At 64.4% G+C, this 18686-nt stretch carries 22 protein-coding genes; 5 read left to right on the forward strand and 17 right to left on the reverse strand.

Going from position 1 to position 18686, the window contains the following annotated elements; all coding sequences use genetic code 11:
• Window positions 1-62 precede the first annotated feature (62 nt).
• Both lptF and lptG read left to right on the forward strand, forming a co-directional pair.
• Window positions 63-1265, forward strand: a complete 1203-nt coding sequence (lptF, locus tag FHT02_RS09035) for an LPS export ABC transporter permease LptF (protein WP_184086664.1) — start codon at window positions 63-65, stop codon at window positions 1263-1265.
• Window positions 1262-2353, forward strand: coding sequence for an LPS export ABC transporter permease LptG (gene lptG / locus FHT02_RS09040; protein WP_184086666.1), 1092 nt, complete (start codon window positions 1262-1264; stop codon window positions 2351-2353). The genes lptF and lptG overlap by 4 nt, the downstream gene beginning before the upstream one ends.
• Before the next feature lie 111 nt (window positions 2354-2464).
• On the opposite strand, the gene FHT02_RS09045 is transcribed toward lptG, so the two are convergent.
• The 11 genes from FHT02_RS09045 to FHT02_RS09095 all read right to left on the reverse strand — a co-directional run bounded on the left by FHT02_RS09045 (window position 2465) and on the right by FHT02_RS09095 (window position 12186).
• Window positions 2465-3562, reverse strand: a complete 1098-nt coding sequence (locus FHT02_RS09045; protein WP_184086669.1) for a fatty acid desaturase family protein — start codon at window positions 3560-3562, stop codon at window positions 2465-2467.
• A gap of 129 nt (window positions 3563-3691) precedes the next feature.
• A complete protein-coding gene (locus FHT02_RS09050) occupies window positions 3692-3967 on the reverse strand; it encodes a hypothetical protein (RefSeq protein WP_184086671.1) in 276 nt (91 codons plus the stop codon).
• A gap of 186 nt (window positions 3968-4153) precedes the next feature.
• On the reverse strand, window positions 4154-4927 hold the full coding sequence (gene xth, locus FHT02_RS09055) for an exodeoxyribonuclease III (protein ID WP_184086673.1): 774 nt from the start codon (window positions 4925-4927) through the stop codon (window positions 4154-4156).
• A 4-nt stretch (window positions 4928-4931) separates the two neighbouring features.
• Window positions 4932-5273 (reverse strand): iron-sulfur cluster insertion protein ErpA, encoded by a 342-nt coding sequence (gene erpA, locus FHT02_RS09060; RefSeq protein ID WP_184086675.1) that lies wholly within the window; start codon window positions 5271-5273, stop codon window positions 4932-4934.
• A 61-nt stretch (window positions 5274-5334) separates the two neighbouring features.
• On the reverse strand, window positions 5335-6102 hold the full coding sequence (locus FHT02_RS09065; protein ID WP_343056880.1) for a M23 family metallopeptidase: 768 nt from the start codon (window positions 6100-6102) through the stop codon (window positions 5335-5337).
• 67 nt (window positions 6103-6169) lie between these two features.
• The gene (locus FHT02_RS09070; protein WP_343056903.1) at window positions 6170-6964 is read right to left on the reverse strand and encodes a ferritin-like domain-containing protein; all 795 of its coding nucleotides are present in this window, start codon (window positions 6962-6964) and stop codon (window positions 6170-6172) included.
• Window positions 6964-7437, reverse strand: coding sequence for a peroxiredoxin (locus tag FHT02_RS09075; RefSeq protein WP_184086677.1), 474 nt, complete (start codon window positions 7435-7437; stop codon window positions 6964-6966). The genes FHT02_RS09070 and FHT02_RS09075 overlap by 1 nt, the downstream gene beginning before the upstream one ends.
• Entirely contained in the window at window positions 7418-10132 is a 2715-nt protein-coding gene (locus FHT02_RS09080) for a bifunctional [glutamine synthetase] adenylyltransferase/[glutamine synthetase]-adenylyl-L-tyrosine phosphorylase (protein ID WP_184086679.1), read from the reverse strand. The genes FHT02_RS09075 and FHT02_RS09080 overlap by 20 nt, the downstream gene beginning before the upstream one ends.
• Window positions 10133-10441: 309 nt before the next feature.
• Window positions 10442-11080, reverse strand: a complete 639-nt coding sequence (locus FHT02_RS09085) for a sigma-70 family RNA polymerase sigma factor (RefSeq protein ID WP_184086681.1) — start codon at window positions 11078-11080, stop codon at window positions 10442-10444.
• Window positions 11081-11175: 95 nt separating this feature from the next.
• Complete coding sequence (locus tag FHT02_RS09090) at window positions 11176-11313, reverse strand: hypothetical protein (protein ID WP_184086683.1); 138 nt, start codon at window positions 11311-11313, stop codon at window positions 11176-11178.
• Window positions 11314-11388: 75 nt separating this feature from the next.
• The gene (locus tag FHT02_RS09095; RefSeq protein ID WP_184086685.1) at window positions 11389-12186 is read right to left on the reverse strand and encodes a response regulator; all 798 of its coding nucleotides are present in this window, start codon (window positions 12184-12186) and stop codon (window positions 11389-11391) included.
• 268 nt (window positions 12187-12454) lie between these two features.
• Between FHT02_RS09095 and FHT02_RS09100 the strand changes: the two genes are divergently transcribed.
• The 3 genes from FHT02_RS09100 to FHT02_RS09110 all read left to right on the forward strand — a co-directional run bounded on the left by FHT02_RS09100 (window position 12455) and on the right by FHT02_RS09110 (window position 14629).
• Complete coding sequence (locus FHT02_RS09100) at window positions 12455-12622, forward strand: NepR family anti-sigma factor (protein WP_343056881.1); 168 nt, start codon at window positions 12455-12457, stop codon at window positions 12620-12622.
• Between the two features lie 58 nt (window positions 12623-12680).
• On the forward strand, window positions 12681-14201 hold the full coding sequence (locus FHT02_RS09105; protein WP_343056882.1) for a sensor histidine kinase: 1521 nt from the start codon (window positions 12681-12683) through the stop codon (window positions 14199-14201).
• A gap of 293 nt (window positions 14202-14494) precedes the next feature.
• Window positions 14495-14629, forward strand: a complete 135-nt coding sequence (locus tag FHT02_RS09110) for an entericidin A/B family lipoprotein (protein WP_184086687.1) — start codon at window positions 14495-14497, stop codon at window positions 14627-14629.
• Window positions 14630-14666: 37 nt separating this feature from the next.
• Here the strand turns inward: FHT02_RS09110 and tatC are convergent, their stop codons facing one another.
• The 6 genes from tatC to nagZ form a co-directional block, all read right to left on the reverse strand.
• The gene (tatC, locus tag FHT02_RS09115) at window positions 14667-15431 is read right to left on the reverse strand and encodes a twin-arginine translocase subunit TatC (RefSeq protein WP_184086689.1); all 765 of its coding nucleotides are present in this window, start codon (window positions 15429-15431) and stop codon (window positions 14667-14669) included.
• Window positions 15428-15871: a Sec-independent protein translocase protein TatB gene (tatB, locus tag FHT02_RS09120; protein ID WP_184086691.1), complete on the reverse strand. Its 444-nt coding sequence runs from the start codon at window positions 15869-15871 to the stop codon at window positions 15428-15430. The genes tatC and tatB overlap by 4 nt, the downstream gene beginning before the upstream one ends.
• Before the next feature lie 61 nt (window positions 15872-15932).
• Window positions 15933-16175, reverse strand: a complete 243-nt coding sequence (locus FHT02_RS09125; RefSeq protein ID WP_184086693.1) for a twin-arginine translocase TatA/TatE family subunit — start codon at window positions 16173-16175, stop codon at window positions 15933-15935.
• Window positions 16176-16278: 103 nt separating this feature from the next.
• Entirely contained in the window at window positions 16279-16857 is a 579-nt protein-coding gene (gene scpB / locus FHT02_RS09130; RefSeq protein ID WP_184086695.1) for an SMC-Scp complex subunit ScpB, read from the reverse strand.
• A complete protein-coding gene (locus FHT02_RS09135) occupies window positions 16854-17588 on the reverse strand; it encodes a segregation and condensation protein A (RefSeq protein WP_184086697.1) in 735 nt (244 codons plus the stop codon). The genes scpB and FHT02_RS09135 overlap by 4 nt, the downstream gene beginning before the upstream one ends.
• An 84-nt stretch (window positions 17589-17672) precedes the next feature.
• The gene (nagZ, locus tag FHT02_RS09140) at window positions 17673-18680 is read right to left on the reverse strand and encodes a beta-N-acetylhexosaminidase (RefSeq protein WP_184086699.1); all 1008 of its coding nucleotides are present in this window, start codon (window positions 18678-18680) and stop codon (window positions 17673-17675) included.
• Window positions 18681-18686: the final 6 nt, after the last annotated feature.

Below are 18686 nucleotides of genomic sequence, written 5' to 3' on the forward strand. Positions count from 1 at the left end.
TGCATTAGTGAAGCAGGCGGCGCGCCGGCGCCGAAACCAGAAGCAAGGCAGCCGCGAACCGCATGAATTCGATCGATCGCTACATGGCGCGGCTGATCGCGATGCCGCTGATCGGGACCCTGCTCATCTCCGCGATGCTGTTGGTGCTCGACCGTATTCGCCGGCTGTTCGATTTCGTCGCGACCGAGGGTGGCCCGGTAAGCGTGGTGTGGCGGATGCTTGCCAACCTGCTCCCCGAATATCTCGGGCTCGGCATTCCCATTGGGCTGATGCTCGGCGTGCTGCTCGCCTTTCGCCGCCTGGCCACGTCGTCCGAACTCGACGTGCTCCGCGCAGTGGGTATCAGCTATACCCGGCTGCTGCGCGTCCCCTACATGTACGCCATCGCCCTGGCGCTGCTGAACCTGGCGATCGTCGGCTATGTCCAGCCCTGGGCGCGCTACAACTATGAGCAGCTTCGCTTCGAGCTGCGCTCGGGCGCCTTGGGCGCGTCGATCAAGGTGGGTGAGTTCACCAACTTTGGCGACAAGATGACCCTGCGCATCGAAAGCAGCCAGGAGGGAGGACGCGACCTTTCGGGTATCTTCGTGCAGATGACCACGCCCGATGGCCCGCTGGCAGTGACCGCCGAAAAAGGCCAGTTCTTCCGATCGGACGATCCCGACACGATCATCTTCGCGCTCACCAACGGCACGCTGGTCCATCGGGACAAGACCTCTCAAAAGCCTCGCGTGCTGACCTTCAGCACGCACAGCCTACCGATCCCGCTGCCCAAATACGAAGCGTTCCGTGCGCGTGGCGGCAAGAACCTGGAACAGACGCTGCCCGAGCTCGTGAGGATCGGCAAAGACCATGACCGGTCCGAGCAGGAGCGAGACACCAGCCGTGCGGCCTTTCACTTCCGCCTAGCCGAAGTCATATCGATGTTCCTGTTGCCGATGCTGGCGGCGGCGCTGGGAATCCCACCCAAGCGGTCGACATCGGCGCTCGGCGTTTTCCTGTCGATCGTCGCCATTGTGACCTATCACAAGGTCAACGAATATGGGCAGGCGATCGGCAGCCTGGGGCGGATCGATCCGATCATCGCATTGTGGGTGCCGTTCACGATCTTCGCTGGATTGACGATCTGGATGTATTACACCGTCGCCTATGTGCCCGGCGGCCAGCCCATCGGCGCGTTGGAGAAGGGGCTGTCCAAGGCTTGGGGTGCGCTTAAGCGGCGGCTGCCCGGCAGGCGGCGCAAGACGCTGGAGATCCCGGCATGAGCGGCTTTTTCCCGTCACGCACCATGTCGATCTACATGGGCCGCATGTTCCTGACGCGCACCTTTGCCATTCTGGCGGCGTTGGTGATCATCCTTCAGGCGCTCGACCTGTTGAGCGAATCGGGCAAGATCCTGGCGGTGCAGGGTAATGGCAGCGACCAGGTATGGCGCTATGTCGGGCTGCGCATTCCGCAGATCGTCTCGACCTTTCTTCCCTTTTCCGTGCTGCTCGGCACTATCCTGACGTTGATCACGATGAACGCAAACAGCGAAGTGGTCGCACTCAAGGCATCGGGGCTTTCGACACATCAGGTGCTGGCGCCGCTGATGGTCACCGCTCTGGGCGTGGCGATCGTATCCTTCGCCTTCAACGAACGCATCGTCGCGCGCGCCACCGGTACGCTGGAGCAGTGGAAGAAGGTCGAATATGGTCCGCTGCCGATCGACCGCGGCGACCGGTCGAACGTGTGGGTTCGCGACGGCGATAACCTGATGCAAGTCACGCAGGTCAGGGGCAAGGGCGACGCCGTCCAACTGCACGGTATCAAGATTTATGAGCGGACGGGGCGCCGGCTCCGCTCGGTCGTGATCGCTGATCATGGCGTTCGCGACGGCGAAGGCTGGCGCATCGGGAACGCCAGGCGCTTCGACGTGAACACCGGTCAAACCGCCACTGTCGGCAGCCTGCACGTCGCCAACGATATTCGCCCCGATCAGTTCACCCTGCAGCAGGTCGATGCGGAAAGCCTGCCCTTCACTCAATTGAAGGAAGCGATTGACGATCTGAAGCTGGCGGGCCGTCCGACCAAAGCGCTGGAAGGTTCGCTGTGGCACAAATTGTCGGGGCCTTTGTCGGCAATCCTGATGCCGCTGCTGGGTGCCGTTGCCGCGTTCGGCATTGCGCGCTCGGGCAAGCTGTTCGTGCGCGCAGTGATCGGCATGGCGCTGGGCTTTTTGTATTTCGTCGCCGATAATTTCGCGCTGTCGATGGGCAACCTGGGCGCCTATCCGCCCTTCCTTGCCGCCTGGGCGCCATTCCTGCTGTTCGCGATGATCGGCGAACTGGTGCTGCTACGTACCGAGGAGTGATGCAGTGCTGAGGCGCCGGCGCAGCTAACGGCCCAGCCTACTCGGCAAAGCGCAACAAAAAGGGCCGACCCATGAGGACCGGCCCTTTTTCTTCGCCGAGCGAGGAAAGGCTTAGCGCCGGATGCCCATGGTGCTCGCAGCTAGGCGGCTCACCAGCCCCGGCAAGCCCACATAGCTCGCCTTGTGATAGGGCGAGTTGGCCTCAAGAATCGCCGTCAGCCGCGCATGCGCCGCACCTAGATTGTGATACGGTACGCTCGGCAGCAGATGGTGCAAGGCGTGATAGCGAAGGCCCACGGGCGCCCATAGAGCGGGCAGCATCGCGGGGGGCGGCACGTTGACGCTGTCGAGATATTGCGCGGTGACGGTCATCGCCTCGCCCTCATTCTCCCACAGATGCGCGACCAGCGTGCGGATCTGGTTGATCAGCGTGATGCCCGCGACGACGCCAAGGTACACGGCAAAGGCGTGCAGCGGGATAATGCCGGTAGCCGCCATCGTCAGCAGCGCGATCGCCCAGGCGCTGGTCGCAGCCTCCTGGATCAGCATGTGCGTACGCGCATCGCCTTCGGGCGCGCGCCGTCGAAACGCCGGATTGATGACGAGGCCCGAATAGCGCTCGATAAGCACCGTGCGCAAACCAGGGACCAGGAAGGACAGCGGCGTCAACACTGCGTAACGCAGCAGCAATCCAACCGGCGCCAGCAGCGCAACCAGCACGAACAGCGGCAGCGTGTACGGCTTCATGAGCGCAAGCGGCAGATATTCGGGATCATCAACCGTGCCATAGCGGGTGCGCGCGTGGTGCAGGTTGTGCACGCCTTCATACATGAAGGACGGCACCATCAGCGGCACGCCGACGGCCATGTTCCAGCCCAGGCGGAAACCGGGCACCGACGAATGCTTCATGTGGCTGATTTCGTGAATGAACATCGCCGCGCGATAGAGCGCGAGCATCGACACCACGCCCGCGACGATCGCAAGACCGGTCCAGGACGACGTTGCCGCGACGGCCAGCGCGCCATAGCCGATCAGCGCGGACGCCAGCATGTCCGCCCAGAAGATCGTCGGGTTGGGCCGATGCAGGTCGCGCGCGACCTCCGCAGCGGCGCGCAACAGCGCCTTGTCGTCAGCTACCCGCTGCGATCCCGGGCGGGGCGCCGAAGCGGCCGCCGTGTCGCGCAGATTCAAAGCGATAGAACTGTTCATAGCCGTGTCCATTGCACGGAGATAGTGGCTAGATGTTGGCAGTTTAAGGGGTTGCTGAAGGCGCCGCTTTGCACGTCCTACCTGCCACGCGGCGCCTGCGTTGTGAGCAAGCGCCGCCGGAGGCCCAACTCACTTCTTGGCGGCGACCGGATCGATGCCGGTGAGTGCGATCCATTCGTCGCGGGTACGACAATCCTTGCGAGGGATCCGCGATCCGGTGGTAGCGTCGACGACGCAGTACTTCGTCTTGGTAGAAGCCTTGAACGGAGCGGCAGCAGCCGCGCTGCTCTTCGCCGCGCCCTTGCTGGGATCCTCAGGAGTGGCCAACGCCGCGGTAGCGCCGACGGTCAACGCTGCAGCAAAAAGAGCTGCGCCGCTGCGAACGATGATGTGCTTGCTGATCATGCCGACTTCCTCACTTAGCGATACCGGCAGGCGCCCTCGCCTGCCGGTATCGCTAGTGCATCAGGCGTGCCAAACACGTCGCCCGCATGATTTCAGACACTTAGTCAAACGGCACTGCAGCATTGGCGCCATGCCCCAGCAATACACGCCATTTGTTGGCGTGGTTCACGACCGCTTCTCGCGCTGCTAGCGCAGGGTCACCCATGTCGGTGCATGGTCGCTTGCCCGTTCACGCCCGCGATACGCCTTGTCGACCCCGGCCCCGGTGAGGCGGTCCGCCGCCTGCGGGCTCAGCAGCAAATGGTCGATGCGGAACCCGGCATCCCGCTGCCAGCAGCCCGCCTGATAGTCCCAAAAGGTCCACACGCCACCCCGCGGATTGCGGGTACGCAACGCGTCGGTCCACCCCTGCGCCAACAGCGCGCGATAGCGCTGCCGCGATTCCGGCTGCATCAACGCGTCGCTGGCCATCGCGGGTACCGAGAAGCTGTCATCGTCATTGGGAATGACGTTGTAGTCGCCGGCAAGCACCACCGGCCGCTCTTCTGCCAGCAGCGCGCGCGCACGGTCGGCGAGGCGGTCCATCCAGCGCAATTTATACTCGAATTTGGGCCCGGGCTGGGGATTGCCGTTGGGAAGGTAGATCGATGCGACGACCAGGTCGCCAACCTCGGCCTCCAGATAACGGCTGTGCGCGTCCTCAGGATCGCCGGCCAGGCCGCGCTGTCGCTCCACCGGCTGCGCATCGCGCGCGAGCACGGCGACGCCGTTGAACCCCTTCTGCCCATGCCACACCGCACCATAGCCAGCGGCTTCGATGTCCTTCACCGGCAGTGTTTCGTCGGCACCTTTCAGCTCTTGAAGGCAGACGATATCGGGCTTCTGCTCAACCAGATACTCGACCAGCCGTTCCAGGCGCGCCTTGATCCCGTTGACGTTGTAGGTGACGATCCTGGGCACGCAGTCAGACCGAGAAGCTGGTGCCGCAGCCGCAGCCCGACGCTGCGTTGGGATTGGTCACGGCAAAATGCGCGCCGCCAAGATTGTCGATGAAATCCACCTGCGCGCCGCGCACCAGATCTAGGCTGATCGAGTCCACCACCAGCTTTACGCCATCAGTTTCGGCGACCCTGTCGTCGCTTTCCACCGTATCGGCCAGCCCAAACCGGTACTGAAAGCCGGAACAACCGCCGCCTTCGACCGACAGTCGGAGGATCGCGGGCTTCGACTGCTTGCCGGCGATCGCCGCAACGCGCGCAGCGGCGGCGGCGGACAAGGAAACTTCAGGTTGAAGGAGCGTGGCCATGCAGCCGAGATAGGGAAGCGCGCCGGTACAGGCAATGGACCGCAGCGGAGCGCCGCAGCCGTTACTTGGCGGGACCGCCTACGCCGCCCAGCGGCTGAACCGCCGCAGCGACATATTCGCCGCTCTGGAGGAACGGTACCGGATTCAGCGCACGGCCGTCCATGCGGACCTCATAGTGCAGGTGGCTTCCGGTGGAACGGCCGGTGGAACCCATCAGCCCGATCAGCTGCCCGCGATGCACCTTCGTATTGTCGGCAACCAGGATCTTCGAAAGATGACCATAGCGGGTCTCGAGCCCGCGGCCGTGGTTGATCTGGATCAGATTGCCGTAACCGCCCTGACGGCCGGCATGCGACACCACGCCATCAGCGGTCGCATAGATCGGGGTGCCGATCGCACCGGGGATATCCACGCCGGCGTGCATCGTGGCGGTGCCGCGGAACGGATCGGAGCGGACGCCGAAGTGCGAAGTGAACACCACCTTGTCGACCGGCTGCATCGAAGGAACCGCGATCACCGTCGGCTCGCTGCCGTCCATCTTCTTCCAGCTGTCGAACAGGGTGCGGAACTGCGCGTCGGCGCCTTCGGCGCTGCTTGCTGCGTCAGCTGCGACCGCCGCGGCCGTCGTGGCGGGCACGTCAGCCGCTTCGGCGGCACCGGCGGCAGCGATCACAAAGCTTGCCGCGGCAATGCCGGCTAGTGCTCTCTGGCTGGTCTTGGAAAACAATGCACGGAACCGATTAGCGAGATCCGCATTGATGCTGTTCGACGCGTAAGCCATGAATCCCCGGTCGTCATAGAAACGCGCACCGATGTTGTCCGGCGTCACGCTTCAGCCAATCAGATGTCCTTGCAAACCCCTCCGCTCGGACGTTGAGTTTGATTGCGCAGAGGAGTCATTGATCGGCAAGAGGCGCGTAATAATCCCGCGTCAAACCGGCTGAGTCGCGCGCCGAAGCGTTAAACGGACCTTTGATCAGACCGCGAAAGTGCGTCCGCACAAGGTCTTGCCAGGTCGTTTCGGCGGCGAGCCCTTCTTCCCGACATGCTGATTCGAACCAAGTCGTGCCTGCGCGGACATGGCGGACTTCATCGTGCAGGATGCGCTGGAGAATGCGGCGCGTCGGCAGGTCGCCGGCGTCCGAAAACCGGTCGATCGTCGCTGGGGTAACGTCCAGGCCGCGTGCCTCCAGCACCATGGGCACTACCGCCAACCGGGCCTTGCGGTCGCGCGCCGTCGCAGCCGCGGCGTCCCACAACCCGTCATGCGCGGGCAGCGCTCCATAGTGGCTGCCAAGCTGACGCAGACGGCGGTCGAGCAGTGCGAAGTGCATCGCCTCGTCGGCACCCACCGCCATCCAATCGTCGGTAAAACCGCGCGGGAATTGCCTGCCGAACCGGCCCACTGCGTCGAACGCCAGATCAATCGCCGCAAATTCGATATGCGCCAGCGCATGGATCAGCGCGACCCGGCCGCGCTGCGAACCGCCCTTGCCGCGTTTGGGCATGCGATTGGGCGGCAGCAGTTCGGGCTGCGCCGGACGCCCCGGGCGATCGGGCATTTCCACATCGAAGTCGAAAGCGAGCCGACCCAGCCGCCAGTCGCGCGCCGCCTGCCGCGCGGCCATAACCTTTTCACGCGGGTCGCTGGCATTAAGCACCTGCCGCACCGCCCGGGCGACGCTGGTGATCACTGAGGCCCCAACGCCTTTACTGCCTCAAGCACCTGTTCGGCGTGACCCGGCACCTTCACCTTGCGCCAAGCACGGTGGAGCGTGCCGTCGGCAGCGAACAGAAAGGTGGAGCGGTCCACGCCCATGTACCGCCGGCCGTAGAGCTGCTTTTCGCCCCATATGCCGAACGCCTCCATCACCGCGCCTTCGGGATCGGTCGCCAGTGGCACCGATAGGCCGTGCTTCGCCGTGAACTTGCGGTGCTTCTCCGCGCTGTCGCGCGACACACCGAGCACGCGCGCGCCGGCGGCTTCGAACGCCGGCAACAACGCCGAGAAATCCTGCGCTTCACGCGTGCAGCCGGCAGTATCGTCCTTGGGATAGAAATACAGGACGAACGTGGCGCCCGCACAATCGGCAAGTGCGATGGTCCCACCGTCTGCGTCTTCCAGCGTCAAGGCCGGCAGCGGCTCACCCTGTTCGATTGCCATTATCGGCCTCCTTCGCCCCTGGGCGGACATACGCCCAGCAGGCGGCGACCTCCTGGCGCGTGCGTTCGAACGATTCAACCACTTCGTTCCAGTCCCGCAGGCCCAGCGCCCGGGCAATCAGCGCCTGCGTGGCGGAACCCGGGGGCTGCGCATCGGGCGCTACGAGGCGCAGGACCACCAGCAGCCGCGCGAGCAGGTCATAGGCCGCGAGCATCGTCGGAGGCAGCAATTCCGCGTCGATCAGCTGTTCGATGGCTGGGCGAAGCTGCGGCGCGAAAGCAGTGCGATGTTCGAGCTGAAGCACATGTACTGCGAACTCCAGGTCGACCAGACCGCCATCGAGAAGCTTGGCGTCCAGCGGCCCCGCGGGCCGCTTGTGCGCCGCCATGTCGGCGCGCATTTTCGTCGCGTCCTCGGCGATGGCGCGTCGCGGCCGGGCGCCACTCAACACCGCGTCGACGCTGGCCTGCACTGCTGCGCGGGCCGCATCCGATCCGAACACCGGCCGGGCGCGGGTAAGCGCCATATGCTCCCAGGTCCAGGCATCTTCGCGCTGATAGCGCGCAAAGCCATCGAGCGACACGGCAAGCGGACCCTGCGCGCCGGAAGGGCGGAGCCGGGTATCGACCTCGTAAAGTGGTCCGGCGGCGGTTGGTACCGAGAGCGCGGCGGTTACGCGCTGGGCCAACCGGTTGTAATACGTCACGGCACCCAGCGGCTTGGCGCCGTCGGACTCGGCGGCATGATCGCCGGTGAAGAGATAAATCAGATCGAGGTCGGAGGCGTGGGTGAGTGCCTGCCCACCCATTCGCCCCAGCGCCAGGATCACCAATTCGCTCCCAGGCACGCCGCCATGCGCACGGACGAACTCGTCAACGGCTGCGCGGGCCAGCACCTGGATCGCAGCCTCGGCGACGCGCGCATAGCCGCCGGATACCTCCAGTGGATCGCTGGCGCCCGCAATAATCTGCGCGCCGAGCGCGAAGCGCTTTTCGTTCACCAGCCGGCGCACATGCTCGAGTTGCCATTGGTAATCGGCGCCGCGCTCCCGCGCCGACATTTGCACGACCAGCGTCGGAATGTCGGGCATCGGCTCCAGCGCACTGGCGTCGATCAGCCCGTCGAGCAGTTCCGCGCGGCGGGCCAGTTGCTCGGCCAGCGTGGGGGCGTGACACAGGATGCTGCTGAGCAGCCGCGTCAGCGCCGGCTGCGCTTCGAGCAGGCGGAAAAAGTTGATCGCACTTGGCAACCGCGACAGCATCGCGTCGAAACGGGTGATCGCATGGATGCTGTCGGGCGCCTGGGCGAACGCGTCGAGCAGACCGGGGAGCAGCGCTTCCAACGCGTCGCGCGCCTGGCCGCTGCGCAGCGCAGGATAGGTGCCGGCGCGCCAACCTTCGATGAAGCGGGTGGCGCGCTCGGGCTGGTGGAAACCCGATTGAGTTAGCCAGCCGCCCAGTGTCTCGGCAGTGGTGGGAAGATGCGCCTCCTCCTCACCGGCAAGCGCGTCATAGATGCCGCCTACCCGCACGACCTGCGGATGCAGCAAGTCCAGCAGCGCGCCGCCGCTGCCAAGCCCGTGGAGCGCCGCGACATTGTCGAGTGCGGGTCCAGTGGCGGGCAATGCATGGGTCTGAAGATCATTCACCATCTGCAGCCGGTGCTCGATCGTGCGGAAGGTCACATAGGCTTGGTTGAGCAACATCGCCTCCTGCGCGTCGATGCGGCCCGCATCGGCAAGCGCCATCAACGCGTCGCGCGTCGCAGGCACCCGCAGTTTGGGTTCGCGGCCGCCATAGATGAGCTGATGGATCTGTGCGAAGAACTCGACCTCCCGGATGCCCCCGCGCCCACGCTTCAGGTCATATCCGGGCCCGAATGCCTGAGCCTGCGAATAATGGTCGCGGATGCGGCGAGAGATGTCGCGAATTTCGCGAATAGTCCCGTAGTCCAGCGCGCGCCGCCACACAAAGGGGCGGATCGCCTCGAGGAAACGGCCACCTAGCGCCAAGTCACCGGAACAGGCGCGTGCGCGGATGAACGCCGCGCGTTCCCAGGGCAGCGCCTGCGACTCATAGTAGGAAATTGCCGCATCGACCGGCAGCACGATCGGTGTGACTTCAGGCGAAGGGCGCAGTCGCAGGTCGACGCGGAGCACATAGCCATCGGCGTCTCGCGCTTGAAGGAGTTCCACCACGCGTCGGCCGATCCGCACCGCCGCTTCACCCGGCTCTTCGCGCGGTTTGCGCGGCAATGTCTCGGGATCGAACACCAGCAACGGATCGATATCCGACGAGTAATTGAGTTCGCGGCTCCCTTGCTTGCCCAGCGCGATCGCCGCGAAGCCGCACGGCGCCTGATCCGGCGTGCGTTCAAGTATGGCGAACCGGATGGCGCGATCGAGCGCTTGATCGGCAAAGGCGGTCAGATAGCCGGTAACCTGGGTTAGATCATAGCGCCCGCTGAGGTCACCGACCGCCACCAGCAGCGCCAGTCTACGTCGTTCGACCCGGAGCCGCCGCCGCTCGCCTGACACTTCGTCGAACTGCCGTGCCGCGCCCAGTGGATCGGCGAGTGCTTGCTCGACAGCCTCAGCAGTCCACGGCTCGCGATCGAGCAATGTGGCCAGAAATGGCGAATGCTGCCGGGCGCGAAAAAGAACCTGTGCGATATCGGAAGAAGTGCTCGGATGCATCGCAGGATGGCGATAGAAGTTTCCGAGGATGTCAAGAAACAAATTCGATCTGAAGATGTTTTATCGGAATGGTCACGCCGCCAAGCAATAACGCCTCGGACGCGCAAGGCACCGCCTATCGGGTTAGGCGCCCTCGCTTGAGCGATGCGGTAGGATCGGCGTTGAAGCGCGCCTATGCCGGCGACGTTGATCTACCTGACGACATGGTCCAGATTCTCCGGCGAATGGGCCGGCCCCGCAGGGCGCACCGACGTTGATCTCATGAAACCGCTTGGGTGAGCGCGCCAAATTTGAACGCGCAGTCGGGCCTCAGCGATCGCGGCTGAGGTCGTCCACTTCGCCCATGATGGTGTCGAGCGCGCTCTTGCCGTCGGGGTTCGCAAGCTGCTCGCGGCGCGAGGGCAGCTGACCTTCGCTCAGCAGCGATTCCAGCGCGACGCGGCCACGCGCAACCCGGCTCTTGATCGTGCCGACGGCCACGTTGCAGATCTCGGCGGCTTCTTCATACGCGAAGCCACCCGCGCCCACCAGGATCAGCGCCTCGCGCTGCGGCTGCGGCAAGTGAAGCAGTGCGCGCTGCATGTCCGACAGTTCCACATGCCGGTCTTGGCTAGCCGGCGCGGCCAGCAGCCGGTCGGCGACCAGATCGTCCCATTCCCCCTTGAAGCGCGCGCGGCGCATCTGGGACAGATACAGGTTGCGCAGGATAATGAAGGTCCAGGCCCGCATATTGGTTCCGGCCTGGAAGCGCTTGCGGGCCGCCCATGCCTTTAACAGTGTTTCCTGAACCAGGTCGTCCGCCAAGTCGCGACTGCCCGAAAGCGAGCGACCGAACGCGCGCAGATGCGGGATAACCGTGGCAAGCTGCTTCTTGAACTCGGGATCTGACAGGGACACGTGCTCCCGCGGCGCTTCCGCGTGATCACCGGAAAGTTCGGTCTGAGTCATTCGGTCCCGTTCAAGTACGCGGGCCGGGGATCGGCCTTCGATGGAGATAGGCTTCGTGTTTGCGATTGCCAGCATTTTCCGGCCGCCTCCGCCGGTCAGGACCAGATAATGACCGCGAACGCGGCGATTACCAGCACCAAGCCGATGCCCAGTACATAGCGCGTCATGTGGGGCGTGGACCCGGCGCGGGCCCGGTCGGTGGTCACATGGATGGGGTCTTCGTTCTCAGCCATGCCACATGAAACCACCGACAACCGTTTTGGGTCCGTATCATATGGAACCCAACTCGATTTTTCGAACCTGCCGGCTCAAGCCGGAACGGTCGCCTCGTCGAAGAACAGCGCCTGGCTGATCGTCGTCTTCACCGTCTCGCGCTGGAATGGCTTGGTGATGAGGAAGGTCGGTTCTGGGCGCTCGCCGGTAAGCAGGCGCTCGGGGAATGCAGTGATGAAGATCACCGGCACGTTGAACTCGCTCAGGATGTCCTTGACCGCGTCAATCCCCGAGCTGTCGTCGGCCAGTTGGATGTCCGCGAGCACGAGGCCCGGACGGTCCTCCATCGCCAACGCCACTGCCTCGTCGCGAGTGACAGCAACGCCGGTGACGTCATGGCCCAGATCGCGCACGATCTGCTCCAGATCCATGGCGATCAGCGGCTCGTCTTCGATGATCATCACGCGCGTGCGCGTCTGGCGCTCGATCTCGGCAACCGCCTCGGATACCAATTTCGATACTGCGTCGGCATCTTCTTCGATCAGATAGCCGGCGTCCTCGATGCTGAAGCCTTCGACGGTGGTCAGCAGCAGCGCCTGGCGCGACAACGGCGTCAGGCGGGCGAGCCGCTTGCGGGCAATCGCCTCGGCCTCGTTCGACTGGTCGTCGTACAATTCATCTTCTTCGAGGTGCGTCGACTGCCAGATCGCCTGAAAGGTGCGATACAGGCCCAGGCGCGGATGCACGTCACGCGGGAACTGATCGGGCGCGGCGACGATTGCTTCCAACGCGGCGCGGACGTACCGGTCGCCCTCCACCTGCGTTCCGGTCAGGGCGCGGGCATAGCGCCGCAACAGGGGAAGATGGGGCGCGAGTTGCTGTCCAAGCGACATAAGCGACGAATTCTCCTTCGAGTGCGCGGGGCTCACTCGTCCCCAAACGCAACTATTGCAACAGATACTGCAGTCCGAAGGAGCCCCTCCCCGGATTTCGCATCGGGTGTGGAACAATCGATCCGCTATTTAGTTTCATCGCCCAAGCCGGGTGGTGCTTAAACACCGCACGTGCGCTCGCGCCCTGCCTCCTTGGCTCAGCGGCGCTTGCGTTTTTGGTCAGTGGTTCATAGTCCGAGCCCGAATTCGGGCCCGCAGGGGGAAGTTGGTGCGTTCCGCGAAAGACGAAACGAAAATGGCGCCCGAGGGTACAGGCGGAACGGATAGCGGCAAACCCAGCCGTAACGTCGGCGACGCGTTGCGGCAGGCATATGATGATGCCGTGGGCGAAGCAGTGCCGGACGATCTTCTCGACCTGCTTAAAAAGCTCGATTAGTTAAACACCCATGGCAACAATGGATCAGGAGTCGCGACCCCGGGGCGTCGCGGCCGCGATGACGCGCATGCCTACCGGCGCCAAAGTCTTCCTGATTCTGCTCGGGGCGCTGTTTCCCCTTGCGCTGATCGCCGCACTCACCACGGTACAAACCACGCGCGACGCGGGCAGCGAGGCACGCCGCCGGCTGGAGGCGCTGGCGCAGGAAAGCTCGGGCGTCCTGGAAAACGTGCTGGCCAATCATGTGAGCCAGATGAGCCAGGCGCTCGCCGCGCTTGAGGAAAACCCGCAGGACGCGCCCAGCTGCATGCGGCTGGTCGGCACCTTCGCCTCGCAATCGGGCGCCCGCTTCAACATCGCCGGCAATCGCGGGCAAGTGCTCTGCGGACAGCGCCTCTCCGCGCCTGGCGGCGCTCCGCTCGCGCCGTTCGAAGTACGCGCATCCTTCACCGACAAGGGCCTGGTACTGCGCATCGGCGGCAGCGACGGGGCGTCGGCAACGGCGATCTATCCTGCCACGACGCTGGGCGGGCTGGTGCGCCCGTCCGGCTTCGTGCCCGAATATGGCGCATGGCTGATCCATGGCAAAGACCGGCTCGAATTGCGCAAGCTCGATTGGCGCGGCGCGCTGGGCCAGAGCAACAAAGTCGACACGTCATTGTCGGTCGACGAATTGGCGCTGGAAATGGCGACGCCGGCGGCACCGATCACGTGGCCGCTGATCCTTGCCACCGCGCTGGTGTTCGTGATGTGGGTCGCGGCCGCAGCCATCGCTTGGTTCGTCGTCGACCGTTTGCTCATCCGCCCCCTTAGGCGCTTGCGCACTGGCGTCGGCAACTACAAGCCCGGGGAGTCGATGGATACCAAGCGGCTGGGCAGCCTGCCGGCGCAGGAAATCCGCGAACTGAGCGAAACCTTCCGCCAGATCATCCAGACCGTCCAGGTGCACGAAGCCGATCTTGCCGAAGGGCTGGTGCGCCAGACCCGGCTCACCCGCGAAGTGCATCACCGAGTGAAGAACAACCTTCAGGTCATCGCCAGCCTGATAAATTTCCACGCGCGCGGCGCCAAAAGCGCCGAGGCCACCGAGGCCTATGCCTCGATCCAGCGGCGCGTGGATGCGCTGGCCGTCGTCCATCGGCATCATTATGCCGAAATGGAGGAAAATCGCGGGCTCGATCTGCGCGCAGTGGTCGGCGAGCTCGCCGCCAACATCCGCGCGACCGCGCCCGAACGCGCGATGAGCATGGGCATCACGCTCGATATCGAGCCGCTGCTGGTCAATCAGGATGTCGCGATCGCCGTCGCCTTCCTGATCACCGAACTGGTCGAACTGGCGATGAGCTGCAACCAGGCGGCCCAAATCAGGATCACGATGAAAGGCAATGACGCCGCCGACCGCGCCACCATGCGCGTCAGCTCTCCTGCGTTGGTGGAGAGCCCGGCTTTGGATAGCATGACCGAGGGGCGTTATGGCCGCATCATCGCCGGTCTCGCGCGGCAGCTGCGTACCAAGCTGCATCACGACCCGCTGATCGGCGCCTACGAGGCCGACATTGCGATCACGGGCCGCCCGTAGAAAAAGCGGGAAAAGTTGCAGCGGGTTCGGAACCCCTTGGCCTCAGCCTCGTTTCTACATTCGGATAGCGACCTTTGCCCCCCCGCTCTCGCTATCCAAGACATGGGCCCGGAAGCGTCAACCCTCCCCCCCCGGTGACGCTTCCGGGCCTAACACTTTCCCAAATGCATCGTTGATCCACACAGCCGCTGACAGCGGCTTTTCGTGCGTCCGCAGATCGTCTCCCATGCGGAACGATCTATGGCATCCGTGCATTTCTCCCCCGCCACTCTGGGCGAGTTTGGAGAATTCGAATGCGTAAGATCATTGCATGTGCAGCGCTTGCTGGCGCGATGCTGGTTTCGGCTTGCAACACCATCGAAGGTGCTGGCCGCGACGTATCGTCAGCCGGTGACGCCGTTGCCGGCGCTGCCGACAACAACAAGTAAGGCTTCGGCCCCTCTCCTCGCGGAGAGGGGCTTTTCTTTAGGATGCGGCAGTCTCGTTCCCTGCCCGCTCGCGCCGGGACCGCGTGAAGCGAATCGCCACCAGCGCGAGGAAGTACAGCAGCACCAGCGGCACCGCGAGCAGCAGTTGCGACCCCACATCCGGCGGGGTAAGCACCGCGGACAGGGCGAACGCCCCCACCACTGCATAGCGCCAGGCGCCCTTCAGCTGCTCGTAGGTGACGATGCCGGCATGCTCCAGCAGCATCAACAAGATCGGTAGCAGGAACGACAATCCGAAGCCGAAAATGAACTGCATCACGAACTTCAGGTAATCGTTCACATCGGGCAGCGACTGCTGCTGGACCCCGCCCAACTGGCCCTGAAAGCTCAGCAGGAATTTCAACGCGACCGGGATCGCCACGAAATATGCCATGCTCGCGCCGGCGATGAACAGCACCGGCGTAGCCAGGATAAAGGGCAGCAACGCTTGCTTTTCCTTGCGGTAAAGACCGGGCGCCACGAACTGCCACAACTGATTGGCGATCACCGGAAAGGCAATCATCATTGCCGCGAAGAACGCTATCTTGATCTCGACCAGAAATCCGCCGAACACCTGCGTGTTGATGATCGTCACCTGGCCCGCAGCTTTAAGCGGCGCGACCAGCAGCACAAAGATGGGCCGGGCGAAGTACAGGCAGCCGCCGAACGCGAGCACCAATGCGCCCACCGACCAGAGGAGACGGCGGCGCAGCTCGACCAGATGCTCCAGCAGCGGTGCCTGGCTGTCGTCGATGTCTCTCACGGCCGCACCTCGTCGGTCGTACGTAGTGGAGCCTCAGGCGCAAGCGCAGGCGACTTGGTTTCTGCCAGTATCGGAGCAGGTTCCGGATGGATGTCCGGCTTGGCGACCATCACCGGTTCGGGATCGTGCGACGCGTCAGCATGCCCGTCGGCCGTGATCCCATGCGGAACGGCCTCGTCTTCCGGCGCCGGCAAGGAAGGTGTCGGCGGATGTTCGCGCATGATGCGCTCATTCTCCGCCTTCCACTTTTCTTCCATCTCGGCCAGTTCGGCCTCGCGGATCATCGTATCCATGCCCGACCGGAATTGCCGGGCGACGCCGCGCGCCTTGCCCACCCATTTGCCGACGAAATGCATCGCCCGGGGCAGGTCCTTGGGCCCGATCACCAGCAATGCCACTACGGCCACCAGCAGCAACTCTTGCGGCGCAACGTCGAACATTCAGCAATGCCTCACGCGCGCGCCACCGATGGCGCGCGTATCAACCAACAAGATGGACGGCTCAGCGTTCTTCGCGGACGCGTTCGGCTTCGGTCTGATACGCGGTATCCGTCGTGGGACGGCCTTCGATCCGAGTAGGCTCAGCCGGCTTGGCGGGCGTCTCGTCATCCTCGGCCATGCCCTTCTTGAACTGCTTGATGCCCTTGGCGACGTCACCCATCATGTTCGAGAAGCGTGCGCCTCCGAACAACAGGATGACCAGGACACCGACGATCAGCCAGTGCATCAGGCTCATGCTACCCATGAAAAATCTCCTTTATCGACGCCTATCTAGGCCCCGCGTGCGTGTCCGGCAACGGCTGTTGATCGCCCCGCAAGATATGAGGGGCGGATTTGGAGGGCGAGCCCTATTCGTCTTGCGTTACAGTTTCGCTTGTTTCTTGCTCCACCGCCAGATCCACCGGGTCCAGCAGCCCCGCCGCTCTCAAATCGTCGATCCCGGGCAGATCGCGCCGGCTCGCCAGGCCGAAATGACTGAGAAACGCCGAAGTGGTGGCATAGGTCAACGGCCGTCCCGGCACTTCGCGCCGCCCGGCAGGACGCACCCATCCGGCTTCCATCAGCACGTCGATGGTGCCCTTTGATATCTGTACGCCTCGAATCGCCTCGATCTCGGCGCGCGTGACGGGTTCGTGATAGGCGATGATCGCTAGCGTCTCGACGCCCGCGCGGCTCAACTTGCGGCTATCCTCGCGATCGCGCCGCAACAGATGGGCTAGGTCGGCAGCAGTCTGGAAGTGCCACTGGTCGCCGCGCCGAACCAGTTCGATTCCGCGCCCGGCATAGAGCTGTTCCAATGTGCGCAGTGCGGCTCGGACATCGGCTTGCGCGCCGACATGCGCGCGCAATTCCTCGATACCCAGCGGGTGTTCGGCGGCAAACAGCACCGCCTCCACCGCCCGCGCCAGATCCTCTACGCCGCTCATGGCAGCATCCGCACGTACAGCGGCGCAAAGGCGGATTTCTGCCGCAATTCCACCTTTCCCTGCCGCGCCAGCTCGAGCACGGCAACGAACGACGATGCCAGGGCAGACTTGCGATAGAGGTCGCCGGCGTCGGCGGGCAGGAAGCTTTCGATCACGCTCCAGTCGACCCGCTTGCCGACCAGGTCGGACACGCGCTCGATCGCTTCCTCCAGCGTCATCACGTCGCGGTGAGCAACGACATGCATCATCGGGCGGGTACGGGCGCTGATCCGGCCATACGCGGCGATCAGGTCAAAGATCTCGGCTTCCCATCGCGCCTGCCGCACGACCCGCAACCCTTCTGGACTTCCACGCGGGAACACGTCGCGCCCCATCCTATCGCGCGCGACCAGCCGCGCCCCGGCCTCGCGCATCGCGTTCAGCCGCTCCAGCCGCAGCTGAAGTCGCAACGCCAGTTCCTCTGGGCCCGGGGTCTCCTCCGGGTTCCGCGGTAGCAGCAACGCGGACTTGAGGAACGCCAGCCACGCCGCCATCACCAGATAATCCGCCGCAAGCTCAAGCTGAAGCGCTCGGGCCTGGTTCACGAAGCCCAGATATTGCTCGACCAGTTCCAGGATCGAGATCTGCCGCAGGTCCACCTTCTGGTTGCGGGCGAGCGCCAGCAAAAGGTCGAGGGGGCCTTCCCACCCTTCGATCTCGATCTTGAAGGTGTCGGCGGCGTCCTCGCTCATTGCCGATGGTTAAGCAGGCTAACGTCCATACCTGCAAGGCCCGTGTCGGATCAGCCAATCCTCCCTCGCGAAAGGAAGATCGAGTCAGGCCAACGCCAGCAGTTCGTCGCGCTTCGCAATGAGTGCCTCGAACTCGCCCGGGGCTCCGGCATCAGCGACCGTCGCCATCGCCCGCTCCAGCCGCGCCAGACACTCGGGCGCCGCGTCATGCACCTGCTCGGCGATGTCGAGCATCTCCCCCATCCGCGCCCAGCAGTCCAGAACGACGTCGCATCCGGCGGCCAATGCCGCGGCCGCCTTGTCACCTGCCGTGCCGGACAGCGCCTTCATGTCGATATCATCGGTCATCAGCAGGCCGTCAAAGCCGATCCTGCCGCGAATGACGTCACCGATCACCCTGGGCGACAGCGTGGCGGGGCGCTCCCCATCCCAGGCATCGAACACCACATGGCAGGTCATCGCCATCGGCGCACCGTTCAGGCGCGTGAAAGGCTCCAGATCGAGCTCGAGTGCCGCTGCGTCAGCGCGGACCCGCGGCAGTTCATAGTGGCTGTCGACCAGCGCACGGCCATGGCCCGGCATGTGCTTGACGATGCCGACAACGCCGGCGCGCCGCATGCCGTCGAGCATCGCCCGACCCAGTGCGGCAACGCGCATCGGCTCCCCGCCGAATGCGCGGTCGCCGATCGCCGGTGTGACGTCGGGCTGGCGCACGTCGAGCAACGGCGCGCAGTTCACGTTCACCCCTATGTCGGCCAGCATCAACCCTAGCGCCTCGGCATTGGCCCGCGCCGCTTCGAGCGCCGAGATTGGCGCCACGTCGTACAGCCGGTCAAACGCCTGTCCCGCGGGGAATGCCGGCCATTCGGGCGGCACCATGCGGCTTACGCGCCCGCCCTCCTGGTCGATCAGGATCGGCAAGTCCTCGCGGCCGGACAGTGCGCGCAGATCATCGGTCAGCGCCTTCATCTGTGCGCGATCCACGCAGTTGCGCTTGAACAAAATGTAGCCGAGCGGGTCGGCGTCACGAAAGAACGCGCGCTCGTCGGGAGTAAGAGCCGCGCCCGACATGGCGAAGATGACCGGTTTCATGATCCG

Source organism: Sphingomonas xinjiangensis, from assembly GCF_014199255.1.
GTDB classification, from domain to species: Bacteria; Pseudomonadota; Alphaproteobacteria; order Sphingomonadales; family Sphingomonadaceae; genus Sphingomonas; species Sphingomonas xinjiangensis.